This window comes from Variovorax sp. UC122_21, assembly GCF_044056785.1.
In the GTDB taxonomy this organism is placed as follows: domain Bacteria; phylum Pseudomonadota; class Gammaproteobacteria; order Burkholderiales; family Burkholderiaceae_C; genus Variovorax.
This window is the reverse complement of sequence record NZ_CP172003.1, coordinates 2134412-2155952: the sequence shown is the minus strand read 5'-3', so window position 1 is coordinate 2155952 and position 21541 is coordinate 2134412. Positions and strand designations below refer to the sequence as shown.

The window sequence follows — 21541 nt, the reverse complement described above, 5'->3', positions numbered from 1 at the left end:
TGGGGAACGGGCCCGGATCGCGTGGAGCACGGCGCATTTCCAAACGCGAAAAGATGCTAAGCGCGCGCTTGGATTTCGCGGGGATATCCAGACCATCGGCGGCCCAACCGCTAACCAGTCAGAGAATGAAATTCGATCGATGGGCACTGCGCGTCGCCCTCGCCGCGGCAGTGGCCGCCGCGCTCCCGGGCGCCTTCGCGCAGGGTACCGCACCCTCCCCCCAACCCATCGACGGCGGCACGCTGACCATCGCGGTATCGCAGGAGCCGACCTCGCTGGTGTCCTTCCTCGACACCAAGACCGACAACCGCAACATCAGTGCGAAGATCACCGAGGGCCTGCTGCGCTACGACGCGCAGTTCCGCGCGCAGCCGCTGCTCGCCACGTCGTGGCAGGTCAGCGCCGATGGCCTGAAGTACACCTTCAAGCTGCGCCCCGGCGTGAAGTGGCACGACGGCCGCGACTTCAGCGCGGAGGACGTGCGCTATTCGATCCTCACGCAGAAGAAGCAGGGACCGCGCGGGCGCATCACGCTCGCGAACGTGGAACGCGTCGACGCGCCGATCCGCTGACCGCGGTGATCGTGCTGTCGAAGCCCGCGCCCTTCCTGCTGAAGTCGCTGTCTTCGGCCGAACTGCCCATCGTGCCCTCGCACCGCTACGCCGACGGCGAGCCGCTGGGCAATCCCAACGTCACGGCACCGGTGGGCACCGGTCCCTTCGTGTTCGACCAGTGGGTGCGCGGCAGCCACCTGGTGCTCAAGAAGAATCCGAACTACTGGCGCAAGGGCTATCCGCACCTCGACCGCGTGATCGTGAAGTTCGTGCGCGATCCGGCCGCGATCTCCACCGCGGTCGAGACCGGCGAGGTCGACGCGGCGCTCGGCGTGGGCCTGGCCGACCTCGAACGGCTCGAGAAGAACCCGAAGCTCAAGGTCGACGCCACCTACGACGCCTTCCTCAACAACGCCTCGTTCCTCGAGTTCAACCTGGAGAACCCGGTGCTCGCGAACCCGAAGGTGCGGCATGCGATCGCGCAGGCGATCGACCGCAACTTCATCCGCGACACCATCTACTACAAGCGCGTGGAAGTGGTGAACTCGCCGATCCCGCGCGTGCTGGCCGACTACTACGACGACAGCACCTTCCGCTATCCCTTCGACGTGACCGCGGCCAACCGCCTGCTCGACGAGGCCGGCCAGCCGCGCGGCGCGGGCGGCACGCGCTTCTCGCTGCGGCTGAGCTACATCCCGGGCGCGGAATTCAAGCGCACCAGCGACTACCTGCGCGCGGCCTTCTCGCGCATCGGCGTCAAGGTCGAGATCGTCGACGGCGACCTGCCGACCTTCCTCAAGCGCGTCTACAGCACGCGCGACTTCGACATCAACCTCAACGGCCTGGGCCGGCTGTTCGATCCGACGGTGGGCGTGCAGCGCATCTACTGGGGCGACGGGGTGCGCAATCCGCTGATCTGGATCAATGCCTCGCACTACGACAACCCGCAGGTCGACGAGCTGTTCCGCCAGGCCGCGGTCGAGCTCGACGGCGCGAAGCGCGCGACCCAGTTCCGCCAGATCCAGCAGATCGTGGGCCGCGAACTGCCGGTGGTGCCGCTGGTCACGGTGCATTCCGGCGCTGCAGGTCTACAGCACCCGCGTGCACGCACTCAACAACAGCATCGACCTGACGGCCGGCGACTTCGCCGATGCCTGGATCGAACCCCGCAAGTAAGACAGAAAAGACAGAGACGGACGGAACGCCATGAGCCTCCAGGACATCACGAACGACCAACTGCACGCGCTGAGTTTCGCGAGCGCCGGCGAACAGGCCCGCGCGCTGGCCGAGGGCCGCGTCAGCGCGGTGGCGCTGCTCGAGCACCTGCTCGCGCGCATCGACCGCTTCGACGGCGCGATCAACGCGGTGCCCGTGCGCGACGACGAGCGCGCCCGCGCCGCGGCACGCGAGGCCGATGCGGCGCTCGCGCGCGGCGAGCGCCGGCCGCTGCTGGGCGTGCCGGTCACGGTGAAGGAATCCTTCGACGTGGCGGGCCTGGTCACGAGCAGCGGCAACCCGGCCTTCGCCGACAACGTGGCGCGCGAGGACTCGCTCGCGGTGGCCGCGCTGCGCGAGGCCGGCGCGGTGATCGTCGGCAAGAGCAACGTGCCGCTGGGCCTGGCCGACCTGCAGAGCTACAACGCGGTCTACGGCATCAGCAACAACCCCTGGGACCCGGCGCGCACGCCGGGCGGATCCTCGGGCGGCTCGGCCGCGGCGCTGGCCGCGGGCTACGTGGCGCTGGAGATCGGCACCGACATCGGCGGCTCGATCCGCATTCCCGCGCACTTCAACGGCGTGTACGGCCACAAGCCGACCGCGGGCCTGGTGGCGCTGCGCGGCACCGGCGTGCCCTCGGGCCGCCATGCCGAGCGCGACCTGGTGGTGGCCGGGCCGCTCGCGCGCACGGCGTCCGATCTGGAGCTCGCCCTCGGCCTGCTGATCAACCGCGACCCGCTGCTGGCCAAGGGCTGGAAGGCGAGCCTGCCGCCGGCACGCCATGCGCGGCTGTCCGATTTCCGCGTGCTGGTGATCGACCAGTGGCCCGGCAGCGAGCGCAGCGTGCACGAGCGCCAGGTGAGCGAGCGCGTGGTCGACCGGCTTCGCACGCAGGGCGTGCAGGTGAGCCGGCCGGCCGACCTGCCGCCGGGTCTGCTGCCCGACCTGGTGCGCTCGCACCGCGTCTACCGCAGCCTGCTGGGCTCCTCGCTGGCCGCGCCGCCGGCGCTCAGCGAGGCCGCGCAGCAGCGGCTGGAAGCACTCTCGCCCGAGGACGACAGCGCCGACGCGGCCTGGCTGCGCGCCTCCACGCTGCGCCACAGCCAGTGGCTGCAGGACCACGAGGCGCGCGTGGCGCTGCGCCACCAGTGGGAACGCTTCTTCGCGCAGTTCGACGTGGTGGTGACGCCGGTGGCGCCGCTGCCGGCCTTCCGCCACAACCACGACGAGCCCAAGGATGCGCGCACCTATCCCGTGGCCTTCGAGGACGGCACGCGCGAGGTGCGCTTCCTCGACCTGTTCGCCTGGGCCGGGCTGCCGGTGCTGCCGGGCCTGCCGGCCACCAGCTTCCCGATCGGGCTCGACGACGAGGGCCTGCCGGTGAGCGCGCAGGCGGTCGGCGCCTACCTCGAGGACCGCACCACCATCGCCTTCGCGCGGTTGCTCGAGGAGGCCTATGGCGGCTTCATCGCGCCGCCGGGCTACGAGGACAACGTGGCCGTGGCGACGCCCGCGACGCCTGCCGCCCCGACCGCGCCCGCCGCATGACACCGACGCCGCCGATCAGCCGCCGGCATTTCCACCGGCGGCTCGCGGGGCTGCCGCTCGCGCTGGCCGCGGTGCCGGCCGCCGCGGCCAATGCCGCGCCCCATACCGAGCCGGACACCGCGCCGCGCCATAAGCCCGGCAGCGTCGTCACCCTGCTCACCGCGCTCGAGCCGCCCACGCTGGTGGGACTGGTCAACTCCGCGGCCGGCACCTTCCTGGTGTCGCCGAAGGCGGTCGAGGGCCTGCTGAGCTACGACTTCGACCTGCGCCCGCGTCCGCAACTCGCCGTGGCCTGGGAAGTGCAGCCCGATGGCCTGCAATACACCTTCAGGCTGCGCCGCGGCGTGAAGTGGCACGACGGCCGTCCCTTCACCTCGGCCGACGTGGCCTTCTCGATCCTCGCGCTCAAGCAGTCGCATCCGCGCGGGCGCGTCACCTTCGCGAGCGTCAGCGAGGTGCGCACGCCCGATGCCCACACCGCGGTGCTGGTGCTCAGCAAGCCCGCGCCCTTCCTGCTGACCGCGCTGGCGGCCGCCGAGTCGCCGATCGTGCCGCGCCATGTCTACGAAGGCCGCGACCTCGCGAGCCATCCGGCCAACAACGCACCGATCGGCACCGGACCGTTCGTGTTCAAGGAGTGGCAGCGCGGCAGCCACATCATCTACGAGCGCAATCCCGACTACTGGGATGCCGGCAAGCCCTACGTCGACCGGCTGGTGGTGCGCTTCGTGCCCGACCCCGCGGCGGCCGCGGCCGCGCTCGAGAGCGGCACGGTCGACCTGGCCGGCGCGACACCGGTGCCGATCCCCGACCTCGATCGGCTCAAGGCGCTGCCGCACCTGAGCCTGGACACGCGCGGCAACGAGTACTTCAACAACTCGACCACGCGCATCGAGTTCAACCTCGACAACCCCTACTTCCGCCACGCCAAGGTGCGCCAGGCGGTGGCGCATGCGATGGACCGCGAGGTGATCCTCAAGACCGTGTGGTACGGCTACGGCCTGGCCGCGCCGGGCCCGATCTCGCCGGTGCTGCGCGCCTTCTACGAGCCCGCGGCAGGCGTGCCGGGTTTCGACCGCAAGCGCGCCGAGGCGCTGCTCGACGAGGCCGGCTTTGCGCGCGGCGCCGACGGCGTGCGCTTTCGCGTGAGCCACGACGTGTTCGACGGCGGGGGCAACCGCGTGGGCCAGTACATCCGCCAGGCGCTCGCGCGCGTGGGCATCGACGTGACGGTGCGCACGCAGGAGTTCGGCGCCTACATCAAGCGCGTCTACACCGACCGCGACTTCGACTTCAACAACCAGGGCATGAGCCAGATGTTCGACCCCGCGGTCGGCATCCAGCGCTTCTACTGGTCGAAGAACTTCCGCCCGGGCGTGCCCTTTTCGAACGGCGCGCACTACGACAACCCCGAGGTCGACCGGCTGCTCGAGGCGGCGGCGGTGGAGAACGATGCCGCGAAGCGGCGCGCGCTCTACGCCGAGTTCCAGCGCGTGATCGCACGCGAGCTGCCGACCATCGGCCTGGTGGCGGTGGCCCAGGTCACGGTGGCGAATCGCCGCATCGGCGGCCACACGGTCGGCGCCGAGGGCCTGTCGGGCAACTTCGCCGATCTTCACCTCAAGGGATGAGCATGCAGGACTGGAACATGGAGCGCCGCGCCTGGCTTCAGGCCGGCGCGGGACTCGGGCTCGCGGGCCTGGCCTCGCCGTTCGCGGCGGTGTCCGCGCTCGCGCAGGGCCGCGACGCGGGCACGCCGGTGCGCGGCGGCACGCTGACCGTGCTGATCGATCCCGAGCCGCCCACGCTCACCACCATCGCGCATTCGGCCGGCGCTTCGGTGCTGATCTCGGCCAAGACCACCGAGGGCCTGCTGAGCTACGGCTTCGACCTCTCGCCGCAGCCGCAGCTCGCGACCGCCTGGAGCGTGAGCGCCGACGGGCTGCAGTACAGCTTCACCCTGCGCCGCGGCGTGAAGTGGCACGACGGCCGGCCCTTCACCTCGGCCGACGTCGCGCATTCGATCGGCCTGCTCAAGCAATACCACCCGCGCGGGCGCGCCACCTTCTCGAGCGTGTCGGAGGTGCGCACGCCCGATGCGCACACCGCGATCCTGGTGCTGTCGAAGCCGGTGCCCTACCTGATCACCGCGCTGTCGGCGGCCGAGTCGCCGATCGTGCCGAAGCACCTCTACGAGAACGGCAAGGCCGATGCCAACCCGGCCAACAACGCGCCCGTGGGCACCGGCCCCTTCGTCTTCAAGGAATGGGTGCGCGGCAGCCACGTGAGCTACGAGCGCAACCCCGACTACTGGGACAACCCCAGGCCTACGTCGACCGGCTGATCGTGCGCTTCATCCCCGACGCCGCCGCGCGCGCGGCCGCGATCGAGAAGGGCGAGGTGCACCTGAGCCCGGGCACGCCGGTGCCGCTGGGCGACGTGGAGCGGCTGCGCGCCAGGCCGAACCTGGTGTTCGAGCCGAACGGCTACCAGTACATCAACAACGTCTCGCGCGTGGAGTTCAACCTCGAGAACCCCGCGCTGCAGGACCTGCGCGTGCGCCAGGCGATCGCGCACGCGATCAACCGGCAGGTGGTGCAGAAGACCGTGTGGTACGGCCAGGGCCGGCTGATCCCGGGGCCGGTGCATCCGGCGCTCGCGAAGTTCTACGTGCCCGACCTGCCGGTGCTGCCGCACGATCCGAAGCAGGCCGAGGCCTTGCTCGACGCGGCGGGCCTCGCGCGCGGCAAGGCCGGCCCCAACCTGCGGCTCAAGCTCGCGCTGACGCCCATTCCCAACGAGGGCGGCCAGCGCACCGCCGAGTACCTGAAGCAGAGCCTCGGGCGCATCGGCATCGAGGTCACGATCAACGCGACCGACTTCGCGACCTACGTGCGCCGCATCTATGCCGACCGCGCCTTCGACCTGCACGTGAGCGTGATGAGCAACACCTTCGACCCCACCGTGGGCATCCAGCGCCTGTACTGGTCGAAGAACTTCAAGAAGGGCCTGCCGTTCTCCAACGGCTCGGGCTACAACAACCCCGAGGTCGACCGGCTGCTCGAGGCGGCCGCCATCGAGACCGACGAGGCGCGCCGGCGCCAGGCCTTCGCCGAGTTCCAGCGCCACATCGTGCGCGACCTGCCCGACATCACGCTGCTCGCGCTCGACAACTACACCATCGCCGACCGCCGCGTGCGCGGCCACACGGTCAGCGCCGACGGCATCGCCGGCAACCTGGCCGGTGCGTGGATCGGCACCTGATCGACAGTGAAAGGAAACCTCTCCATGACCACCGCCACCACCGACACCACCGACCGCCCCGACGTGCTCTGGTACACGCGCTGCCCCGTGCCCTCGCCGCTGGGCATCGCCGCGCGCCAGGGCTGGCTCGCCCAGACCTTCGCCGAGGAAGGCATCGCGATCGAATCGATCATCGACTCGAAGGACCGCAGCATCCGCGAGAGCCACTTCGACCACCACCTGGCCTGGTCCTTCCGCCAGGGCGGCAACATCCCGCCGATCTGGGCCCGCGCCAACGGCCGCGCCACGCGGCTGGTGGCGATCACCTGGACCGACGAGTTCCAGGCCATCGTGACCCTGCCGGGGCGCGGCATCGCGTCGATCGAACAGCTCGCGGGCCGGCGCTTCGCGGTGCCGCACCGCGTCAACGACCTGATCGACTTCCACCGCGCCACCGCGCTCAAGGGCGTGGTGTCGGCGCTGTCGCTGGCCGGCCTCACGACCGAGGACCTCACGCTGGTGCAGCTGCCGATCGAGGAGTCGGTGATCCTCGCGCAGGGCGAGCCCAGCCTGTTCGGGCTGCGCCGGCGCCATCCCTATTTCCGCGAGGTCGAGGCGCTGGTGCGCGGCGAGGTCGACGCGATCTTCGTCAAGGGCGCCGAGGGCCTGGTGGTCGCGAACCTGATCGGCGCCCAGGTGGTGTCCGAGTTCGGCAGCCATCCCGATCCGAAGATCCGCATCAACAACGGCACGCCGCGCGTGCTGACGGTCGACGCGGCGCTGTCCGAGCGGCGGCCCGACCTGGTGCTGCGCCTGCTCGAGGTGGTGGAGCGCGCGGGCCGCTGGGCCGAGCAGCATCCCGACGAGACGGTGCGCTTCGTGGCGCGCGAGATCGCCACCAGCGAGGAGGCGGTGCTGGCCTCGAACGGGCCCGAGGTGCACCGGCACCTGGGCATCGGTCTCGACGCGCCGCTGGTCGAGGCGATCGGGCATTTCAAGGACTTCCTGCTGCAGTGGGGCTTCCTGCCGGGCGACTTCGACCTCGGCGAGTGGGTCGATGCCGAGCCCTTGCGCGCGTTGCGTGCCGGCAAGGCGGCCGCGCCCGAAGCCGCGGTGCTCGCCGCCGCATGAGCGCCGCGAACTCCAACCCGGCGCCGCGCATCCTCGTGACCGGTGCCACCGGCCGACTCGGCCGCCTGCTGGTGCCGCGGCTGCGCGAGCGCGGCGCGGTGGTGCGCGCCTTCACGCGGCAGGTGGCGAATGCCGCGGCGCTGGCCGACCAGAGCCGGCACGAGCGCGCACCCTTCGAGGTGGCGGTGGGCGACCTCGAGGACCGGGCCTCGCTCCGGCGCGCCTTCGAGGGCGTCTCGCACCTGTTCCTGCTGTCGCCGATCGTGCCCGCGCTGGCCGCGCAGCAGATTGCGGCCATCGAGGCCGCGGCCGAGGCCGGCGTGCGCCGCATCGTCAAGCTCTCGGGCTCGCACTGGACCATCGAGCCGCCGGGCCGGTCGCTGTCGGGCGACGCGCATGCGCGCATCGAGGCCGCGCTCGCCGCATCCGGCATCGCACACCGCGTGCTGCGCCCCAATGCCTGGACGCAGGTGGTGCTCGCGCGGCTGGCGGCCGAGCTGGCCGCGGGCGATGTGCTGCACGCGCCGCCGGGCCTGCCGCGCGTGGCCTACATCGACGCGCGCGACATCGCCGACGTGGCGGTCGAGGCGCTGCTGAACGACGCGGACGACGCGCCGCCCGGCCCCTGGGTGCTGACCGGCGCGCGCGCCGTCGACCATGGCGAGCTCGCGCGCATCGCCGCCGGCCTCAGCGGCCGGCCGGTGGTGGCCGAACCGCTGTCGCCGCAGGAACTCGCGGCGCGCCAGGCCCAGGCGCCCTCGCCCTACATCGCGCAGGTGCATGCGCAGTTCGCCGCGCTGATCGGCGCCGGCGAGGCGGCCACCGTCACCGACACGGTGGAACGCGTGCTGGGCCGGCCACCACGACGCATCGAGGATTTCGTGGCCGAATCGCTCGCGGCCTGAACCGCATTTGCTTATGCGGAAGGCTTCGTAGTCGCGCGCGACGGCGGCCGCTAAGGTGCCGCCGGTTTTCACCGTCCCCATCCCATGTCCTCACTCGCCGATTCCGCGGCGCCCGCCACCGGCGCGGCGCCCTCCTTCTCCTCTTCCTCCCCCGAACGCGTGCCCGCCATCGATGCAGCCACCCTGCAGCGCTGGCTGCAGGACGGCGACGAGCTCGCGCTGCTCGACATCCGCGAGCACGGCCAGTACGGCGAGGGCCATCCCTTCTTCGCGGTGCATGCGGCCTACAGCCGGCTCGAGCCCGAGGTGGCGCGGCTGGTGCCGCGCCGCGCGACCCGCACCGTGCTGTTCGACGACGGCATCGACGGCGATGCGCTGGCCCGGCGCGCGGCCGTGCGGCTGGCCGCGCTCGGCTGGTCCGGCGTCTCGGTGCTGGCCGGCGGCGCGCCGGCCTGGGAAGGCGCGGGCCGCACGCTGTTCAAGGGCGTGAACCTGCCTTCGAAGACCTTCGGCGAGGTCGCGGAGCATGCCTTCAAGGTGCCGCACATCGACGCGCCCACGCTGGCGCGCTGGCAGCGCGAGGCCGAGCCCTTCGTGCTGCTCGACGGCCGCACGCTCGAGGAACATCGCAAGATGACGCTGCCAGGCGCCATTCCCGTGCCCAACGGCGAACTGGCGCTGCGCTGGCGCACCCAGGTGAGCGACGAGCGCACGCCGATCGTGGTGCACTGCGCGGGCCGCACCCGCAGCATCGTCGGCGCGCAGATCCTGCGCGACCTCGGCGTGCCCCAACCCGGTGTTCGCGCTCGAGAACGGCACCCAGGGCTGGGCGCTGGCCGGCCTCGAGCTCGAACGCGGCAGCCGCCGCGCGCTGCCGGCCGCGCCCGATGCGGCGCAGCGCGAAGCCGCGCGCGCCAGTGCCGAGGCCGCCGCGCGGCGCTTCGGCGTGCCGGTGCTGTCGCGTGCCGCGGCGCAGGCCTGGCTCGACGACGCCAGCCGCACCGCCTTCGTGTTCGACGTGCGCACGGCCGAGGAATTCGCGGCCGGCAGCCTGCCCGGCGCGCGCCATGCGCCGGGCGGCCAGTTGCTGCAGGCCACCGACCTGCAGATCGGCGTGCGGCATGCGCGCGTGCTGGTGCTCGACGACGATGGCGTGCGCGCGCCGGTCATCGCGCTATGGCTGCGCCGGCTGGGCCTCGAGGCCGCGCTGGTCGAAGGCGGCCTCGCGAGCGGGCTGCGCGTGCCCGAGGGCGCGGCGCCGGCGCTGGGTCCGGTGCCCGCTTCGGCCTCGGCCGAACGACTGGCCGCGCTGCCCGAGGGCACGGTGCTGCTCGACCTGCGCCCGTCGCCGGCCTACCGCCAGGCCCATGTGCGCGGCGCGCGCTGGTCGATCCGCCCGCGCCTGCTGGCCGATGCGCGCACCGCCGCCGGCGGCGACACGCGCCGTCCGCTGCTGCTGATCGCGCCCGACGCGCTGGTGGCACGGCTCGCCGCCGCCGACCTGCGCGATGCCGGCTGGCCCGCGCCCACCTGGACCACGCACGAGGCGCTCGCGGCCGCGGGCCACGGCGTCGAGGCCACGCCCGCGTCGCCCGGCGATGCCGAGGCCATCGACTACCTGTTCTTCGTGCACGACCGGCACGACGGCAACCTCGAGGCGGCGCGCCGCTACCTCGACTGGGAGCTGGGCCTGATCGCGCAATGCGCGAGCGACGAGCTGGCCGTGTTCCGGCCGCACGGCGAAGCGACCCGAGGCTTGCACGGAAAAGCGCATATCGATAGTTGAAGGCCTTCGTTGCGACGGCAGGCGCGGCCTCGGAAGATCGCCGCCTGCCCTGCTTCGCCCCTTTCATTCGATGACTTCCCGTCCGCGTTCGCGTTTCTCCCCCTCTTCCTCCCGATTCGCCGCCGCGGCGCTCGCCACCCTGCTCGGCCTCGCCGGCGCGGCCCATGCCGACGCCACGCTCGACCGCATCAAGCAGCGCGGCAAGGTCGCGATCGGCGTGGTGGTCAACGGCGGGCCCTTCGGCTCGATCGACCCAGCCACCCAGCAGCTCGTGGGCTGGAACCCCGACCTCGCGCGCGACCTCGCCAAGCAGCTCGGCGCCGAGGTCGAGCTGGTGCAGGTGCAGCCGGCCAACCGGGTGCAGTTCCTGCAGTCGGGCAAGGTCGACCTGCTGATCGCCTCGATGGAATACAACGCCGACCGCGGCGAGATCCTCGGCTATGCGCCGACGCCCTTCTACCGCGTGGGCGGCACGGCCGCCGTGCTCAAGACCAGCGGCATCGCCAAGTGGGAGGACCTGCGCGGCAAGACCGTGTGCGCCTCGCAGGGCAGCAGCTTCGTGAAGCCGCTGCAGGAACAGTACGGCGCCCAGGTGCGCGGCTTCAAGACCGCGCAGGAATCGCTGCTGGCGCTGCGCGGCGGCAACTGCGTGGCCGCCGTGCACGACGCCACGCTGATCCAGCCGCTGCTGCGCAGCAATCCCGAATGGGCCGCCTACGCCGCGCCGATCCGCGACGAGATCCTGCCCGCGCCCTCGGTGGTCTGGGCCCGCAAGGGCGAGGCCGACACCATCGCCGCCGTCGACAAGGTGGTCAAGCAGTGGCACCGCAGCGGCTGGCTGATCGAGACCGAGAAGCGCAACGGCATCGAGCCGCCGCAGCCGCTGCTGCCCGAACTGCAGGCCAAGCTGCGCGCCGCACCCTGAACCCACGGCCCGGCCGCATCGCATCCTTCCGTTCGCCGTGAGCGGCGCCCTTGAACCGGCGCCGCGCCCGGCCCTTTCCGTTCGCGCCATGAAGCCACGCTCCTCCACCGACACGCCATCGTCGGCGCGCCAGCCATGAACGACGCCGGACTGCTCGCGCAGGCCGTGGCCGCGCTCAAGACCCTGGGCCTCAACTACGCCTTCGTGCTCGACGCGGGCGAGCGCCAGGCCTTCCTGCGCGGGCTGCTCGTCACCTTCGAGCTCTGCGTGCTGACCGTGCCCTGCAGCCTCGCGGCCGGCGTGGCGATCGCGGCCGCGCTGACCTCGCCGCGGCGCTGGGTCGCGTTGCCGGCGCGCGCCTTCGTGGAGCTCACGCGCAACACGCCCACGCTGGTGCAGCTCTATTGCGCCTTCCTCGTGCTCAACATGCTGATCACGCAGCAGCTCCAGGGCCTGGGCGGCAATCCGCTGACGCCCTTCGTTTGGGTGGTGATCGTGGTGGCGCTGCACAAGGGCGTGTTCCATGCCGAGGCGCTGCGCGCGGGCATCGAGGCGGTGCCGCGCGTCACGCTCGAGGCCGCGCGCTCGCTGGGCTTCTCGCAGCGCCAGCTGCTGTGGCGCGTCGAGCTGCCGCTGGCGCTGCGCTTCGCGCTGCCCTCGCTGGTCAACAACCTGGTCGACCTGGTGAAGATGACCGCGGTGGCCTCGGCCATCGCCGTGGGCGACGTGACCTACGAGTCGATCATGATCTGGACGCAGCGCGACAACGTGCTCGAGCTGCTGCTGTTGATCCTGCTGTACTTCGGCCTGCTGACCTGGCTCGTGAGCCTGGCCGGGCGCTGGCTCGAGACGCGCTGGCGGATGCCCGGCTATGGCCAGTGAGATCGCCGCGGCACCGGCCGCTCCCCCGCTCGGCGCCGAAGCCGGTACCAGCCTCGTCGCGCACCTCGATCCGCGCCGCCATCCCTGGCTCGCCGCGCTGGCCGCCGTGCTGCTGCTGGTCGCGGCCTGGAGCGCCACCGGCACCACGCCCGTCGCGCTGCGCCACCTGTGGCAATGGTCGCCCACGCTGCTGCTGGGCCTGCTCACCAACGTCCAGATCAGCGTGCTCGCGATGGCCATCGGCACCGCCGTGGGCCTGCTGGTGGGCGCGCTGTCGTTCTCGCCGTTCGCGCCGGTGCGCGGGGCCACGCGCTGGTACGTGCAGTTCTTCCGCAACGCACCGGTGCTGGTGCTGATCTATTTCACCACCTACGTGTTTCCGTTCGAGCTGCGGCTGGTGGCCTGGACCGTGCCCTTCCCCGACTGGCTCAAGGTGGTGCTGGGCCTCGCGCTGCCCACCAGCGCGGTGGTGGCCGAGATCTTCCGCGGCGCGATCCAGTCGATCCCGAGCGCGCAATGGGAGGCGGCGCAGTCGCTGGCCTTCCGCCGCGGCGAGATCTTCCGGCTGATCGTGCTGCCGCAGTGCCTGCGCCGCATGCTGCCGCCGTGGATGAACCTCTACGCGAGCATCACGATGAGCACCGCGCTGTCCTCGCTGGTCGGCGCGCACGACGTGGTCGACGCGGCCCAGGTCGCGAGCAACACGGTGGCGCGCACCGACTTCACGGTGCTGGTCTATTTCACGCTGCTCGCCGTGTTCTTCGCCTACTGCTACCCGATCGCCCGCGCCACGCGCGCGCTGGAACGCCGCCATGCCCGCCACTGAGACCGCATCCTCCATTTCCAACACGCCCCTGGTCGCCCTGCGCAACGTGGAGCTCGCCTTCGGCGCCAACGCGGTGCTGCGCGGCATCTCGCTCGAGGTGCAGCGCGGCCAGGCGGTATCGATCATCGGGCCCTCGGGCTCGGGCAAGTCGACCATCCTGCGCTGCATCACCGGTCTGTTGCGCCCGCAGCGCGGCGAGATCCGCGTCGGCGACACGCGCGTGGACGCGCTGCGCGCCGAGGCCGAGTTCATCGCGCTGCGCAAGCGCGTGGGCTTCGTGTTCCAGCAGTACAACCTGTTCCCGCACCTCACGGTGCTCGAGAACCTCGTGATCGCCCCCACGCGCGTGGCCGGCCGCGAGCGCGCCGCCGCCGAGCGCGAGGCGCGCGAGCTGCTCGACAAGGTGCGGCTCTCGCACAAGGCCGCGGCCTATCCGGGCGAGCTCTCGGGCGGCCAGCAGCAGCGCGTGGCGATCGCGCGCGCGCTCGCGATGCGGCCCGAGCTGATGCTGTTCGACGAGGTGACCTCGGCGCTCGACCCCGAGACCGTGGGCGAGGTGCTGACCGTGATCCGCGACCTGGTGCGCGAGGGCCTGACCTGCGTGCTGGTGACGCACGAGATGCGCTTCGCCGAGGAGATCAGCGACACCGTCTACTTCACCGAGGCCGGCGTGATCGTCGAGCACGGCCCGCCCGCGCGCGTCTTCCGCGCGCCCGCGAGCGATCGCACACGCGCGTTCCTGCATCGCGCGCTCGGCGACGGCGCGCGCGACCCGTCGGACGACAGCGTGCCCGCGCGCCGGCCCGCCCCCTTCCCCGAAACGCCGCCCTTCGACCGGCTGCGCTTCGCCCTCTGACCCACCGAGGCTCCCCATGACCACTTCCCAGAACGACACGACCGCCATCGCGGCGCAGCGCCGCATCGCCGTCGACCAGGCCCTGGCCGACATCCGCGCCATCGCCACCGCCCAGCCACTCGACCGCGCGGTGCTCGCGCGCATCACGGCGCGGCTCGAGAAGCTCGCGGCCCACGCCGCCCTGTTCACGCGCGAGGACTTCCCGCCACCGGCCGCGAGCGAGGGCGTGGGCGCCTCCACGCGCTACCGGCTCAACCCCGGGGACGGCGACGACGACGTGGCGCTCTACCTGAACTCGATCAACCCCGGCAAGACCTCGATCCCGCACAACCACACGACCTGGGCCACCATCGTGGCGGTCGAGGGCCAGGAGGAGAACCGCGTCTACCGCCGCACCGACGACGGCAGCGATCCCGCGCAGGCGCGGCTCGAACTCGAACGCGAGGTCACGGTGCAGCCCGGCACCTCGATCGCCTTCCTGCCCGAGGACCTGCACAGCATCCACGTGATCGGCGATCGGCCGACGCTGCATTTCCATCTCTACGGCCAGCCGCTCGAGACGCTGTCGCGCCGCATCGGCGTGAACCTCGAGACCGGCGCGATCGTCAACTACAACGCGACGCAGCTGCAGCCGAGCAAGGCGGTGGCATGAGCGCCGCGCCGGGCCGCCCCAAGCAAGCTCGCACCGCAGTGCGAAGCACGAAGGTACTCCGATGAGCGCGGGCAACGGCTTGCACGACGCGACGCGGCTGCTGCATGCGGGCGCGCCGCAACTGCGCGCCGGCTCGGGCCCGGTCAACGTGCCCGTGGTGCGCACGAGCACCGTGCGCTTCGAGAACACTGCCGCCCATGCCGATCATCACCACCGCCGCGCCGCGGGCGAGCGCGTGGCCTCCTACGGCCGCCATGGCCTCGACACGCACCGCGCGCTCGAGGATGCGGTGACCGCGCTCGAGGGCGGGCACCGCGCCTTCCTCACGCCTTCGGGCCTGTCGGCGATCACGCTGGTGCTGCTCGCGCTGCTGTCGCCCGGCGACCATGCGCTGGTGGCCGACGGCGTGTATGCGCCGCTGCGGCGCGTCGACAGCACGCTGCTCAAGCGGCTGAACATCACGGTCGAGTACTTCTCGCCCGCGCACGACGACCTCGCGAGCCTGCTGCGGCCCAACACGCGGCTGCTGTACCTCGAGTCGCCGACCTCGCTGCTCTACGAGGTGCTCGACCTGCCCGCGCTCAGCAAGATCGCGCGCGAGCGCGGCGTGACCGTGGCCACCGACAACACCTGGAGCGGCGGCTGGTTCTACAAGCCGCTAGCGCTCGGCGCCAACATCTCGATCCAGGCCGCCACCAAGTACATCTCGGGCCATTCCGACCTGATGCAGGGCATCGTGGTGGTCGACAGCCCCGCGCTGGCCGCGAAGCTGCTGAGCGCGCACGAGGCGCTGGGCCTGACCATCGGTGCCGACGACGCCTACCTGGCGCTGCGCGGCCTGCGCACGTTGCCGGTGCGGCTGGCGCAGCACCAGCGCAATGCCACCGAGGTCGCGCGCTTCCTGCAGCAGCAGCCGCAGGTCGGCCGCGTGTATTACCCGGCGCTGCCGGAGGACCCGGGCCATGCGCTGTGGCGGCGCGACTTCAGCGGCGCGAGCGGCCTGGTGTCCTTCGCGTTCCGCGATGCCACCGCCGCCGAGGCCGATGCCTTTGTCGACGCGCTCACGCTGTTCGGCATCGGCGCCTCGTGGGGCGGCTACGAGAGCCTGGCGCTCGCGGCCCAGCCCGAGCGGCTGCGCGAGCACCGCCAATGGCAGGGCAACGCGCCGGTGGTGCGGCTGCATGTCGGCCTCGAGGACCCGGGCGACCTGCTGGCCGATCTGGCGCGGGCCTTGGCGAAGGCGACGCCGACAGCAACCGCTCCCGCACCCGCGCCGGCACCCGCCGCGGCGCCGTTCCGTGAATTGAGCGCAGGCGCGCACCTGCTCTGAGCCTTTCCTTCCTCTCCCGTTTTTCCCGTACCGTCCCCATGTCCTCGCACTCTTCCTCTTCCACCGTCCCCGTCATCGACCCCCGCGTGCGCGTGGCGGTCGACGTCGGCGGCACCTTCACCGACATCGTGCTGCTGCGCGGCGAGCGCAAGCACACCGTGAAAGTGCTCACCACGCCGGCCGCGCCCGAACAGGCCGTGTTCGACGGCGTGGCGGAAGTGCTGCAGCAGGCCGGCGCGGCCTGGGCCGACGTCGACCTGCTGATCCTCGGCACCACGCTGGCCACCAATGCGCTGATCGAGCGCAAGGGCGCACCCACCGCACTGCTGACCACGCACGGCTTCCGCGACCTGGTCGAGATCGGGCTGGAGGACCGCTTCGCGCAGTACGACGTGTTCCTCGACAAGCCGGCGCCGCTGGTGCCGCGCCACTGGCGCCACGGCGTGGTCGAGCGCACCGACGCGGCCGGCCGCGTGGTCACGCCGCTCGACGAGGCCCAGGTGGCCGTGCTCGCGCGCCAGCTCGTGGCCGACGGCATCGAGAGCGTGGCCGTGTGCTTCCTGCACGGCTATGCGAACCCCGTCCATGAGCGCCGCGTGCGCGAACTGCTGCGCGAGCATGCGCCGCAGCTGTGGGTGTCGCTGGCCTCCGACGTCTGCCCCGAGATCCGCGAGTACGAGCGGCTCTCGACCGTCAGCGCCAATGCCTACGTGCAGCCGCAGGTGGCCGGCTACCTGCGCCGGCTGCAGGAAGGCGCGCGCGAACGCGGCCTGAAGGCCGAGCCCTTCCTCATGACCTCGGGCGGCGCCATCACCACGCTGCAGGCCGGCATCGACGAGCCGGTGCGGCTGGTCGAGTCCGGCCCCGCGGGCGGCGCGGTGCTCGCGCGCCAGGTGGCCGAGCAGATCGGCGCCACGCGCGCGCTCTCGTTCGACATGGGCGGCACCACGGCCAAGATCTGCTTCATCGACGACTACCAGCCGCAGCTGAGCCGCAGCTTCGAATTCGGCCGCGTGCACCGGCACCTCAAGGGCTCGGGCCTGCCGATCCGCATCCCGGTGATCGAGATGGTGGAGATCGGCGCGGGGGGCGGCTCGATCGCGCGCGTCAACCACCTGGGCGTGGTGCAGGTCGGCCCCGACAGCGCGGGCTCCTCGCCCGGCCCGGCCGCCTACGGCCTGGGCGGCGAGCAGCCGACCGTGACCGACGCGCATGCCGCGCTCGGCGCGATCGACCCGGCGCGCTTCGCGGTCGGCAAGGTGCGGCTCGATCCGCAGCGCGCGCGCGCCGCGCTGCTGCAGGGCGTGGCGGCGCAGACCGGGCTCGAGGTCGAGGCGGCCGCGCAGGCGGTGGTCGAGATCGTGACCGAGAACATGGCCAACGCGGCGCGCGTGCATGCCTCGGAACTCGGCAAGGTGGCCGAGGAGAGCACGCTGATCGCCTTCGGCGGCGCGGCGCCGCTGCATGCAGCACTGCTGGCGCGCAAGCTCGGCATCGCGCGGCTGGTGATCCCGAACTCGGCCGGCGTGGGCTCGGCGCTGGGCTTCCTCTGGGCGCCGGTGGCCTACCAGACGGTGCGCAGCCTGCACCAGCGGCTCGACCGCATCGACCATGCGGCCGTGGGCCGGCTGCTCGACGAGCTCACCGCCACCGCCGACGACGTGGTGCTGCGCGCCGCGCCCGGCGCGCCGCTGGTGCGCCAGCGCGTGGTGTTCATGCGCTACGCGGGCCAGGGCCACGAGATTCCGGTCGAGCTGCCCGAGGGCGCGTTCGACGCGGCCGCCAGCGCCGCGCTGCACCAGCGCTTCGAGGCGCGCTATGCCGCGCTCTACGGCCGCAGCCTGCCGCACATCGCGGCCGAGGCCGTGAGCTGGTCGGTCGCGGTGGAAGCCGGCGGCCGTGCCGCGCCCGAGGCCGACGGGCTCTTGGCCGACGAGGGCCGCGCCACGGCTTCGGCCACGCGCGAGCTCTACGACGCCGAGACCGGCCGCTGGCAGGCGGTGCCGGTGTACGAGCGCGCCGCGCTGCGGCCCGGCCTGTGGGTCGAGGGCCCGGCGCTGGTCGTCGAGGACGAGACCACCACGCAGCTGATCGCGGGCTTCGAGGCACGCGTGAGCCGGCTCGGCGCGCTGGTGCTCGACGACACCACCGCCGTGCGGCACGAGGAGGAAGCGCACGCGGCGGCGGTGGCGGCATGAGTGCTGCCAGCGCGGCCAACACCGCCAGCACCGCCAATGGGCGCCAGGCGCTGCGCCAGCAGCTCGTGTGGAGCCGCCTGCTCGCCGTGGTCGAGGAGCAGGCGCAGGCGCTGATCCGCACCGCCTTCGGCACGCCGACGCGCGAGGCCGGCGACCTGTCGGCCGGCGTGTTCCTGCCCGACGGCCGCATGGTGGCGCAGGCCGTGACCGGCACGCCGGGCCACGTCAACTCGATGGCCGACTCGGTGCTGCATTTCCTGCGCGCCTTTCCGGCCCCCACCATGCGCGACGGCGACGTGTTCGTCACCAACGATCCGTGGAAGGGCACGGGCCACCTGTTCGACGTGGTGATGGTCACGCCGGTGTTCCACGGCGGCCGGCTGGTGGCGCTGTTCGCCTCGACCGTGCACGTGGTCGACATCGGCGGCGTGAATGCCGGCCCCGATGCGCTCGAGATCTACCACGAGGGCCTGTTCCTGCCGCCGCTGCGCTTCGCGAGCGACGGCGTGCTCGACGAGTCGGTGCTGGCCATCGTGCGCGCCAACGTGCGCGAGCCCGAGCAGGTCGAGGGCGACCTGCATGCGCTGGTGGCCTGCAACGCGGTGGGCGCGACGCGACTGCAGCGGCTGCTGCGCGAGTTCGGCCTGGACGACCTGCGGGCGCAGGGCGACTACGTGATCGAGCGCTCGGCCCAGGCCATGCGCGCCGCGCTGGCCGACTGGCCGCGCGGCACCTGGCGCAACCACATGACCGTGGACGGCTACGACACGCCGGTCGAGCTGCATGCGGCGGTCACGATCTCCGACGACGGCATCCTGGTCGACTTCGCGGGCACCTCGGGCACGGTGGCGCGCGGCATCAACGTGCCCAAGGCCTACACCGACGCCTACACCTCCTTCGGCATCCGCTGCCTGATCGGCGCGGACGTGCCGAACAACTCGGGCTCGCTGGCACCGATCCGCGTGGTCGCGCCCGAGGGCTCGATCGTCCATGCGCTGCCGCCGGCGGCCGTTGCCACGCGCGCGGCCATCGGCCAGATGCTGCCCGACCTGGTGTTCGGCGCGCTGCGCCAGGCCCGGCCCGACCGGGTGCCGGCCGAGGGCGCCTCGTCGCTGTGGAACATCCGCCTGTACGGCGGCCAGCCGATCGAGGGCGGGCCCAACAACGCGCTGCGGCGCGCGCGCCGCTTCAACATCGTGAGCTTCAGCACCGGCGGCACCGGCGCAAGGCCCGGCAAGGACGGCCTCTCGGCCACCGCCTACCCGAGCGGCGTGCGCAACGTCTCGCTCGAGATCCTCGAGACCCAGGCGCCGCTGCTGTTCCGGCGCAAGGAATACCGGCCCGATTCGGGCGGCGCGGGCAGCTCGCGCGGTGGGCTGGGCCAGGTGATCGAGGTCGAGAACGCCGATGGCGACCCGATGGTGCTGTCGGCCACCTGGGACCGCGTGCGCTTTCCGGCGCGCGGCGCGCTCGGCGGCGGCGACGGCGCGCCGGGCACCGCGCGGCTCAAGCATGCGGGCACGACCTTGCGCGGCAAGGGGCGCCAGCTCGTGCCGGCCGGCGAGGTGCTGGTGGTCGAGACGCCCGGCGGTGCCGGCCTCGGCGATCCCTCGGAGCGCGATCCGGCGCTGATCGCGCGCGACCTCGAAGCCGGGCTGATCAGCCATGCAGCCGCGGCTTCCCTTCCTTCTTCTTCGTCTTCCTTCGCCCCCGAACTTTCGGACCACCACGCATGAGTTCCACACCCAAGCCCGCGGCCCCCGCCGGCCGCCAACTGATCCGCCACCAGCTCGCCTGGAACCGCCTGCTCTCGGTGGTCGAGGAGCAGGCCCAGACGCTGATCCGCACCGCCTTCGGCACCTCCACGCGCGAAGCCGGCGACCTGTCGGCCGGCGTGTTCCTGCCCGACGGCCGCATGATCGCGCAGGCCGTGACCGGCACGCCGGGCCACGTCAACTCGATGGCCGAGTCGGTCAAGCACTTCCTGCGCCGCTTTCCGATCGAGACCATGGAAGACGGCGACGTGTTCCTCACCAACGACCCGTGGAAGGGCACCGGCCACCTGTTCGACATGACCATGGTCACGCCGGTGTTCCATGGCGAGGGCGAGGCGCGACGCGCGGTCGCGCTGTTCGCCTCCACGCTGCACGTGGTAGACATCGGCGGCATCGGCTCGAGTCCCGACGGGCTGGAGATCTATCACGAGGGCCTGTTCCTGCCGATCCTGCGCTTCGTGCGCCGCGGCACGGTCGACCCGGCGGTGCACGCCATCATCCGCGCCAACGTGCGCGATCCCGAGCAGGTCGAGGGCGACCTGTTCGCGCTGGTGGCCTGCAACGAGGTCGGCGGCCGGCGGCTGCGCACCCTGCTGCGCGAGTTCGGCCTGGCCGACCTCGAGGCGCTCGGCGACTTCGTCATCGCGCGCTCGGCGCAGGCCATGCGCGAGGCGCTGGCCGAATGGCCGCGCGGCACCTGGCACCACACGCTGGTGGCCGACGGCTACGACGCGCCGATCACGCTGCAGGTGGCCGTGACCATCGGCGACGACGGCATCGACGTGGACTTCGCCGGCACCTCGGGCACGGTGGCGCGCGGCATCAACGTGCCCAAGGCCTACACCGACGCCTACACCTCCTTCGGCATCCGCTGCCTGGTGGGCGCCGACGTGCCCAACAACGCGGGCTCGCTCGCGCCGATCCGCGTCGCCGCGCCCGAGGGCTGCATCCTGCATGCGCTGCATCCCGCGGCCGTGACCGCGCGCCACGTCATCGGCCAGCTGCTGCCCGACGCCGTCTTCGGCGCGCTGCGCCAGGCCCGGCCCGACCGCGTGCCGGCCGAGGGCTCGTCGTCGCTGTGGAACCTGCAGCTCGTGGGCGGCGAGGTGCTGGCCGGCACCGCGCCGGCCGATGCCGAGGCGGTGCGCCGCGGCCCGCGCTTCAACGTGATCAGCTTCAGCACCGGCGGCACCGGCGCGCGGCCCGGCAAGGACGGCCTCTCGGTCACCGCCTACCCGAGCGGCGTGCGCAACGTCTCGCTCGAGATCCTCGAGACCCAGGCGCCGCTGCTGTTCGAGCGCAAGGAGTTCCGCGTCGACTCGGGCGGTGCCGGCACGGTGCGCGGCGGCCTGGGCCAGGTGATCGAGGTGCGCCATGCACAGCCCGACGCGGCCTTCCTGATCGCCGCCGCCTTCGACCGTGTCGATCATCCGGCGCGCGGCGCGCTCGGCGGCAGCGACGGCGCGCCGGGCCGGCTGCGGCTGGCCTCGGGCCGGGCGCTGCGCGCCAAGGGGCGCCAGCTCATTCCGGCCGGCGACAAGCTGGTGGTCGAGACGCCCGGCGGCGGTGGCCTCGGCGATGCCGCACAGCGTGCCGAAGCCGCCATCGCGCGCGACCTGCGCGAAGGGCTGGTGACGGCCGCGCCGGTTCCCGCGACCGATGCCGCCGTTGCCTGATTTCTTTCCTCTTCTTCTTTCCGTTCTCGCTCCTCC

At 72.4% G+C, this 21541-nt stretch carries 14 protein-coding genes and 3 pseudogenes; all 17 read left to right on the top strand.

The window, feature by feature from the left end:
- Nucleotides 1-125 precede the first annotated feature (125 nt).
- The 17 genes and pseudogenes from ACHMXE_RS10955 (at nt 126) to ACHMXE_RS10875 (ending at nt 21505) form a co-directional block, all read left to right on the top strand.
- Nucleotides 126-572 (top strand): ABC transporter substrate-binding protein, encoded by a 447-nt coding sequence (locus ACHMXE_RS10955; protein ID WP_395345984.1) that lies wholly within the window; start codon nt 126-128, stop codon nt 570-572.
- A gap of 5 nt (nt 573-577) precedes the next feature.
- Nucleotides 578-1360, top strand: a pseudogene (locus ACHMXE_RS10950) (ABC transporter substrate-binding protein); the annotation flags it as partial.
- A 400-nt stretch (nt 1361-1760) separates the two neighbouring features.
- Entirely contained in the window at nt 1761-3320 is a 1560-nt protein-coding gene (locus tag ACHMXE_RS10945; RefSeq protein WP_395347349.1) for an amidase, read from the top strand.
- Nucleotides 3317-4951: an ABC transporter substrate-binding protein gene (locus tag ACHMXE_RS10940; protein WP_395347348.1), complete on the top strand. Its 1635-nt coding sequence runs from the start codon at nt 3317-3319 to the stop codon at nt 4949-4951. Before ACHMXE_RS10945 ends, ACHMXE_RS10940 begins: the two co-directional genes overlap by 4 nt.
- Before the next feature lie 2 nt (nt 4952-4953).
- Nucleotides 4954-6584, top strand: a pseudogene (locus tag ACHMXE_RS10935) (ABC transporter substrate-binding protein).
- A 24-nt stretch (nt 6585-6608) separates the two neighbouring features.
- A complete protein-coding gene (locus ACHMXE_RS10930) occupies nt 6609-7694 on the top strand; it encodes an ABC transporter substrate-binding protein (RefSeq protein WP_395345983.1) in 1086 nt (361 codons plus the stop codon).
- Complete coding sequence (locus ACHMXE_RS10925; RefSeq protein WP_395345982.1) at nt 7691-8599, top strand: SDR family NAD(P)-dependent oxidoreductase; 909 nt, start codon at nt 7691-7693, stop codon at nt 8597-8599. The genes ACHMXE_RS10930 and ACHMXE_RS10925 overlap by 4 nt, the downstream gene beginning before the upstream one ends.
- An 84-nt stretch (nt 8600-8683) precedes the next feature.
- Nucleotides 8684-10385: pseudogene (locus ACHMXE_RS10920) on the top strand (rhodanese-like domain-containing protein).
- A 70-nt stretch (nt 10386-10455) separates the two neighbouring features.
- Nucleotides 10456-11310, top strand: a complete 855-nt coding sequence (locus tag ACHMXE_RS10915; RefSeq protein WP_203207492.1) for a transporter substrate-binding domain-containing protein — start codon at nt 10456-10458, stop codon at nt 11308-11310.
- Between the two features lie 135 nt (nt 11311-11445).
- Nucleotides 11446-12192 (top strand): amino acid ABC transporter permease, encoded by a 747-nt coding sequence (locus ACHMXE_RS10910; protein ID WP_395345981.1) that lies wholly within the window; start codon nt 11446-11448, stop codon nt 12190-12192.
- Nucleotides 12182-13018: an amino acid ABC transporter permease gene (locus ACHMXE_RS10905; RefSeq protein WP_395345980.1), complete on the top strand. Its 837-nt coding sequence runs from the start codon at nt 12182-12184 to the stop codon at nt 13016-13018. Before ACHMXE_RS10910 ends, ACHMXE_RS10905 begins: the two co-directional genes overlap by 11 nt.
- Nucleotides 13005-13874: an amino acid ABC transporter ATP-binding protein gene (locus ACHMXE_RS10900; protein WP_395345979.1), complete on the top strand. Its 870-nt coding sequence runs from the start codon at nt 13005-13007 to the stop codon at nt 13872-13874. The genes ACHMXE_RS10905 and ACHMXE_RS10900 overlap by 14 nt, the downstream gene beginning before the upstream one ends.
- 16 nt (nt 13875-13890) lie before the next feature.
- Nucleotides 13891-14526 (top strand): cysteine dioxygenase, encoded by a 636-nt coding sequence (locus ACHMXE_RS10895; RefSeq protein WP_395345978.1) that lies wholly within the window; start codon nt 13891-13893, stop codon nt 14524-14526.
- A gap of 61 nt (nt 14527-14587) precedes the next feature.
- Nucleotides 14588-15856, top strand: a complete 1269-nt coding sequence (gene metC, locus ACHMXE_RS10890; protein WP_395345977.1) for a cystathionine beta-lyase — start codon at nt 14588-14590, stop codon at nt 15854-15856.
- 38 nt (nt 15857-15894) lie between these two features.
- Nucleotides 15895-18054: a hydantoinase/oxoprolinase family protein gene (locus ACHMXE_RS10885; RefSeq protein WP_395345976.1), complete on the top strand. Its 2160-nt coding sequence runs from the start codon at nt 15895-15897 to the stop codon at nt 18052-18054.
- Nucleotides 18051-19790, top strand: coding sequence for a hydantoinase B/oxoprolinase family protein (locus ACHMXE_RS10880; protein ID WP_395345975.1), 1740 nt, complete (start codon nt 18051-18053; stop codon nt 19788-19790). The genes ACHMXE_RS10885 and ACHMXE_RS10880 overlap by 4 nt, the downstream gene beginning before the upstream one ends.
- Nucleotides 19787-21505: a hydantoinase B/oxoprolinase family protein gene (locus ACHMXE_RS10875; protein WP_203207500.1), complete on the top strand. Its 1719-nt coding sequence runs from the start codon at nt 19787-19789 to the stop codon at nt 21503-21505. The genes ACHMXE_RS10880 and ACHMXE_RS10875 overlap by 4 nt, the downstream gene beginning before the upstream one ends.
- Nucleotides 21506-21541 lie beyond the last annotated feature (36 nt).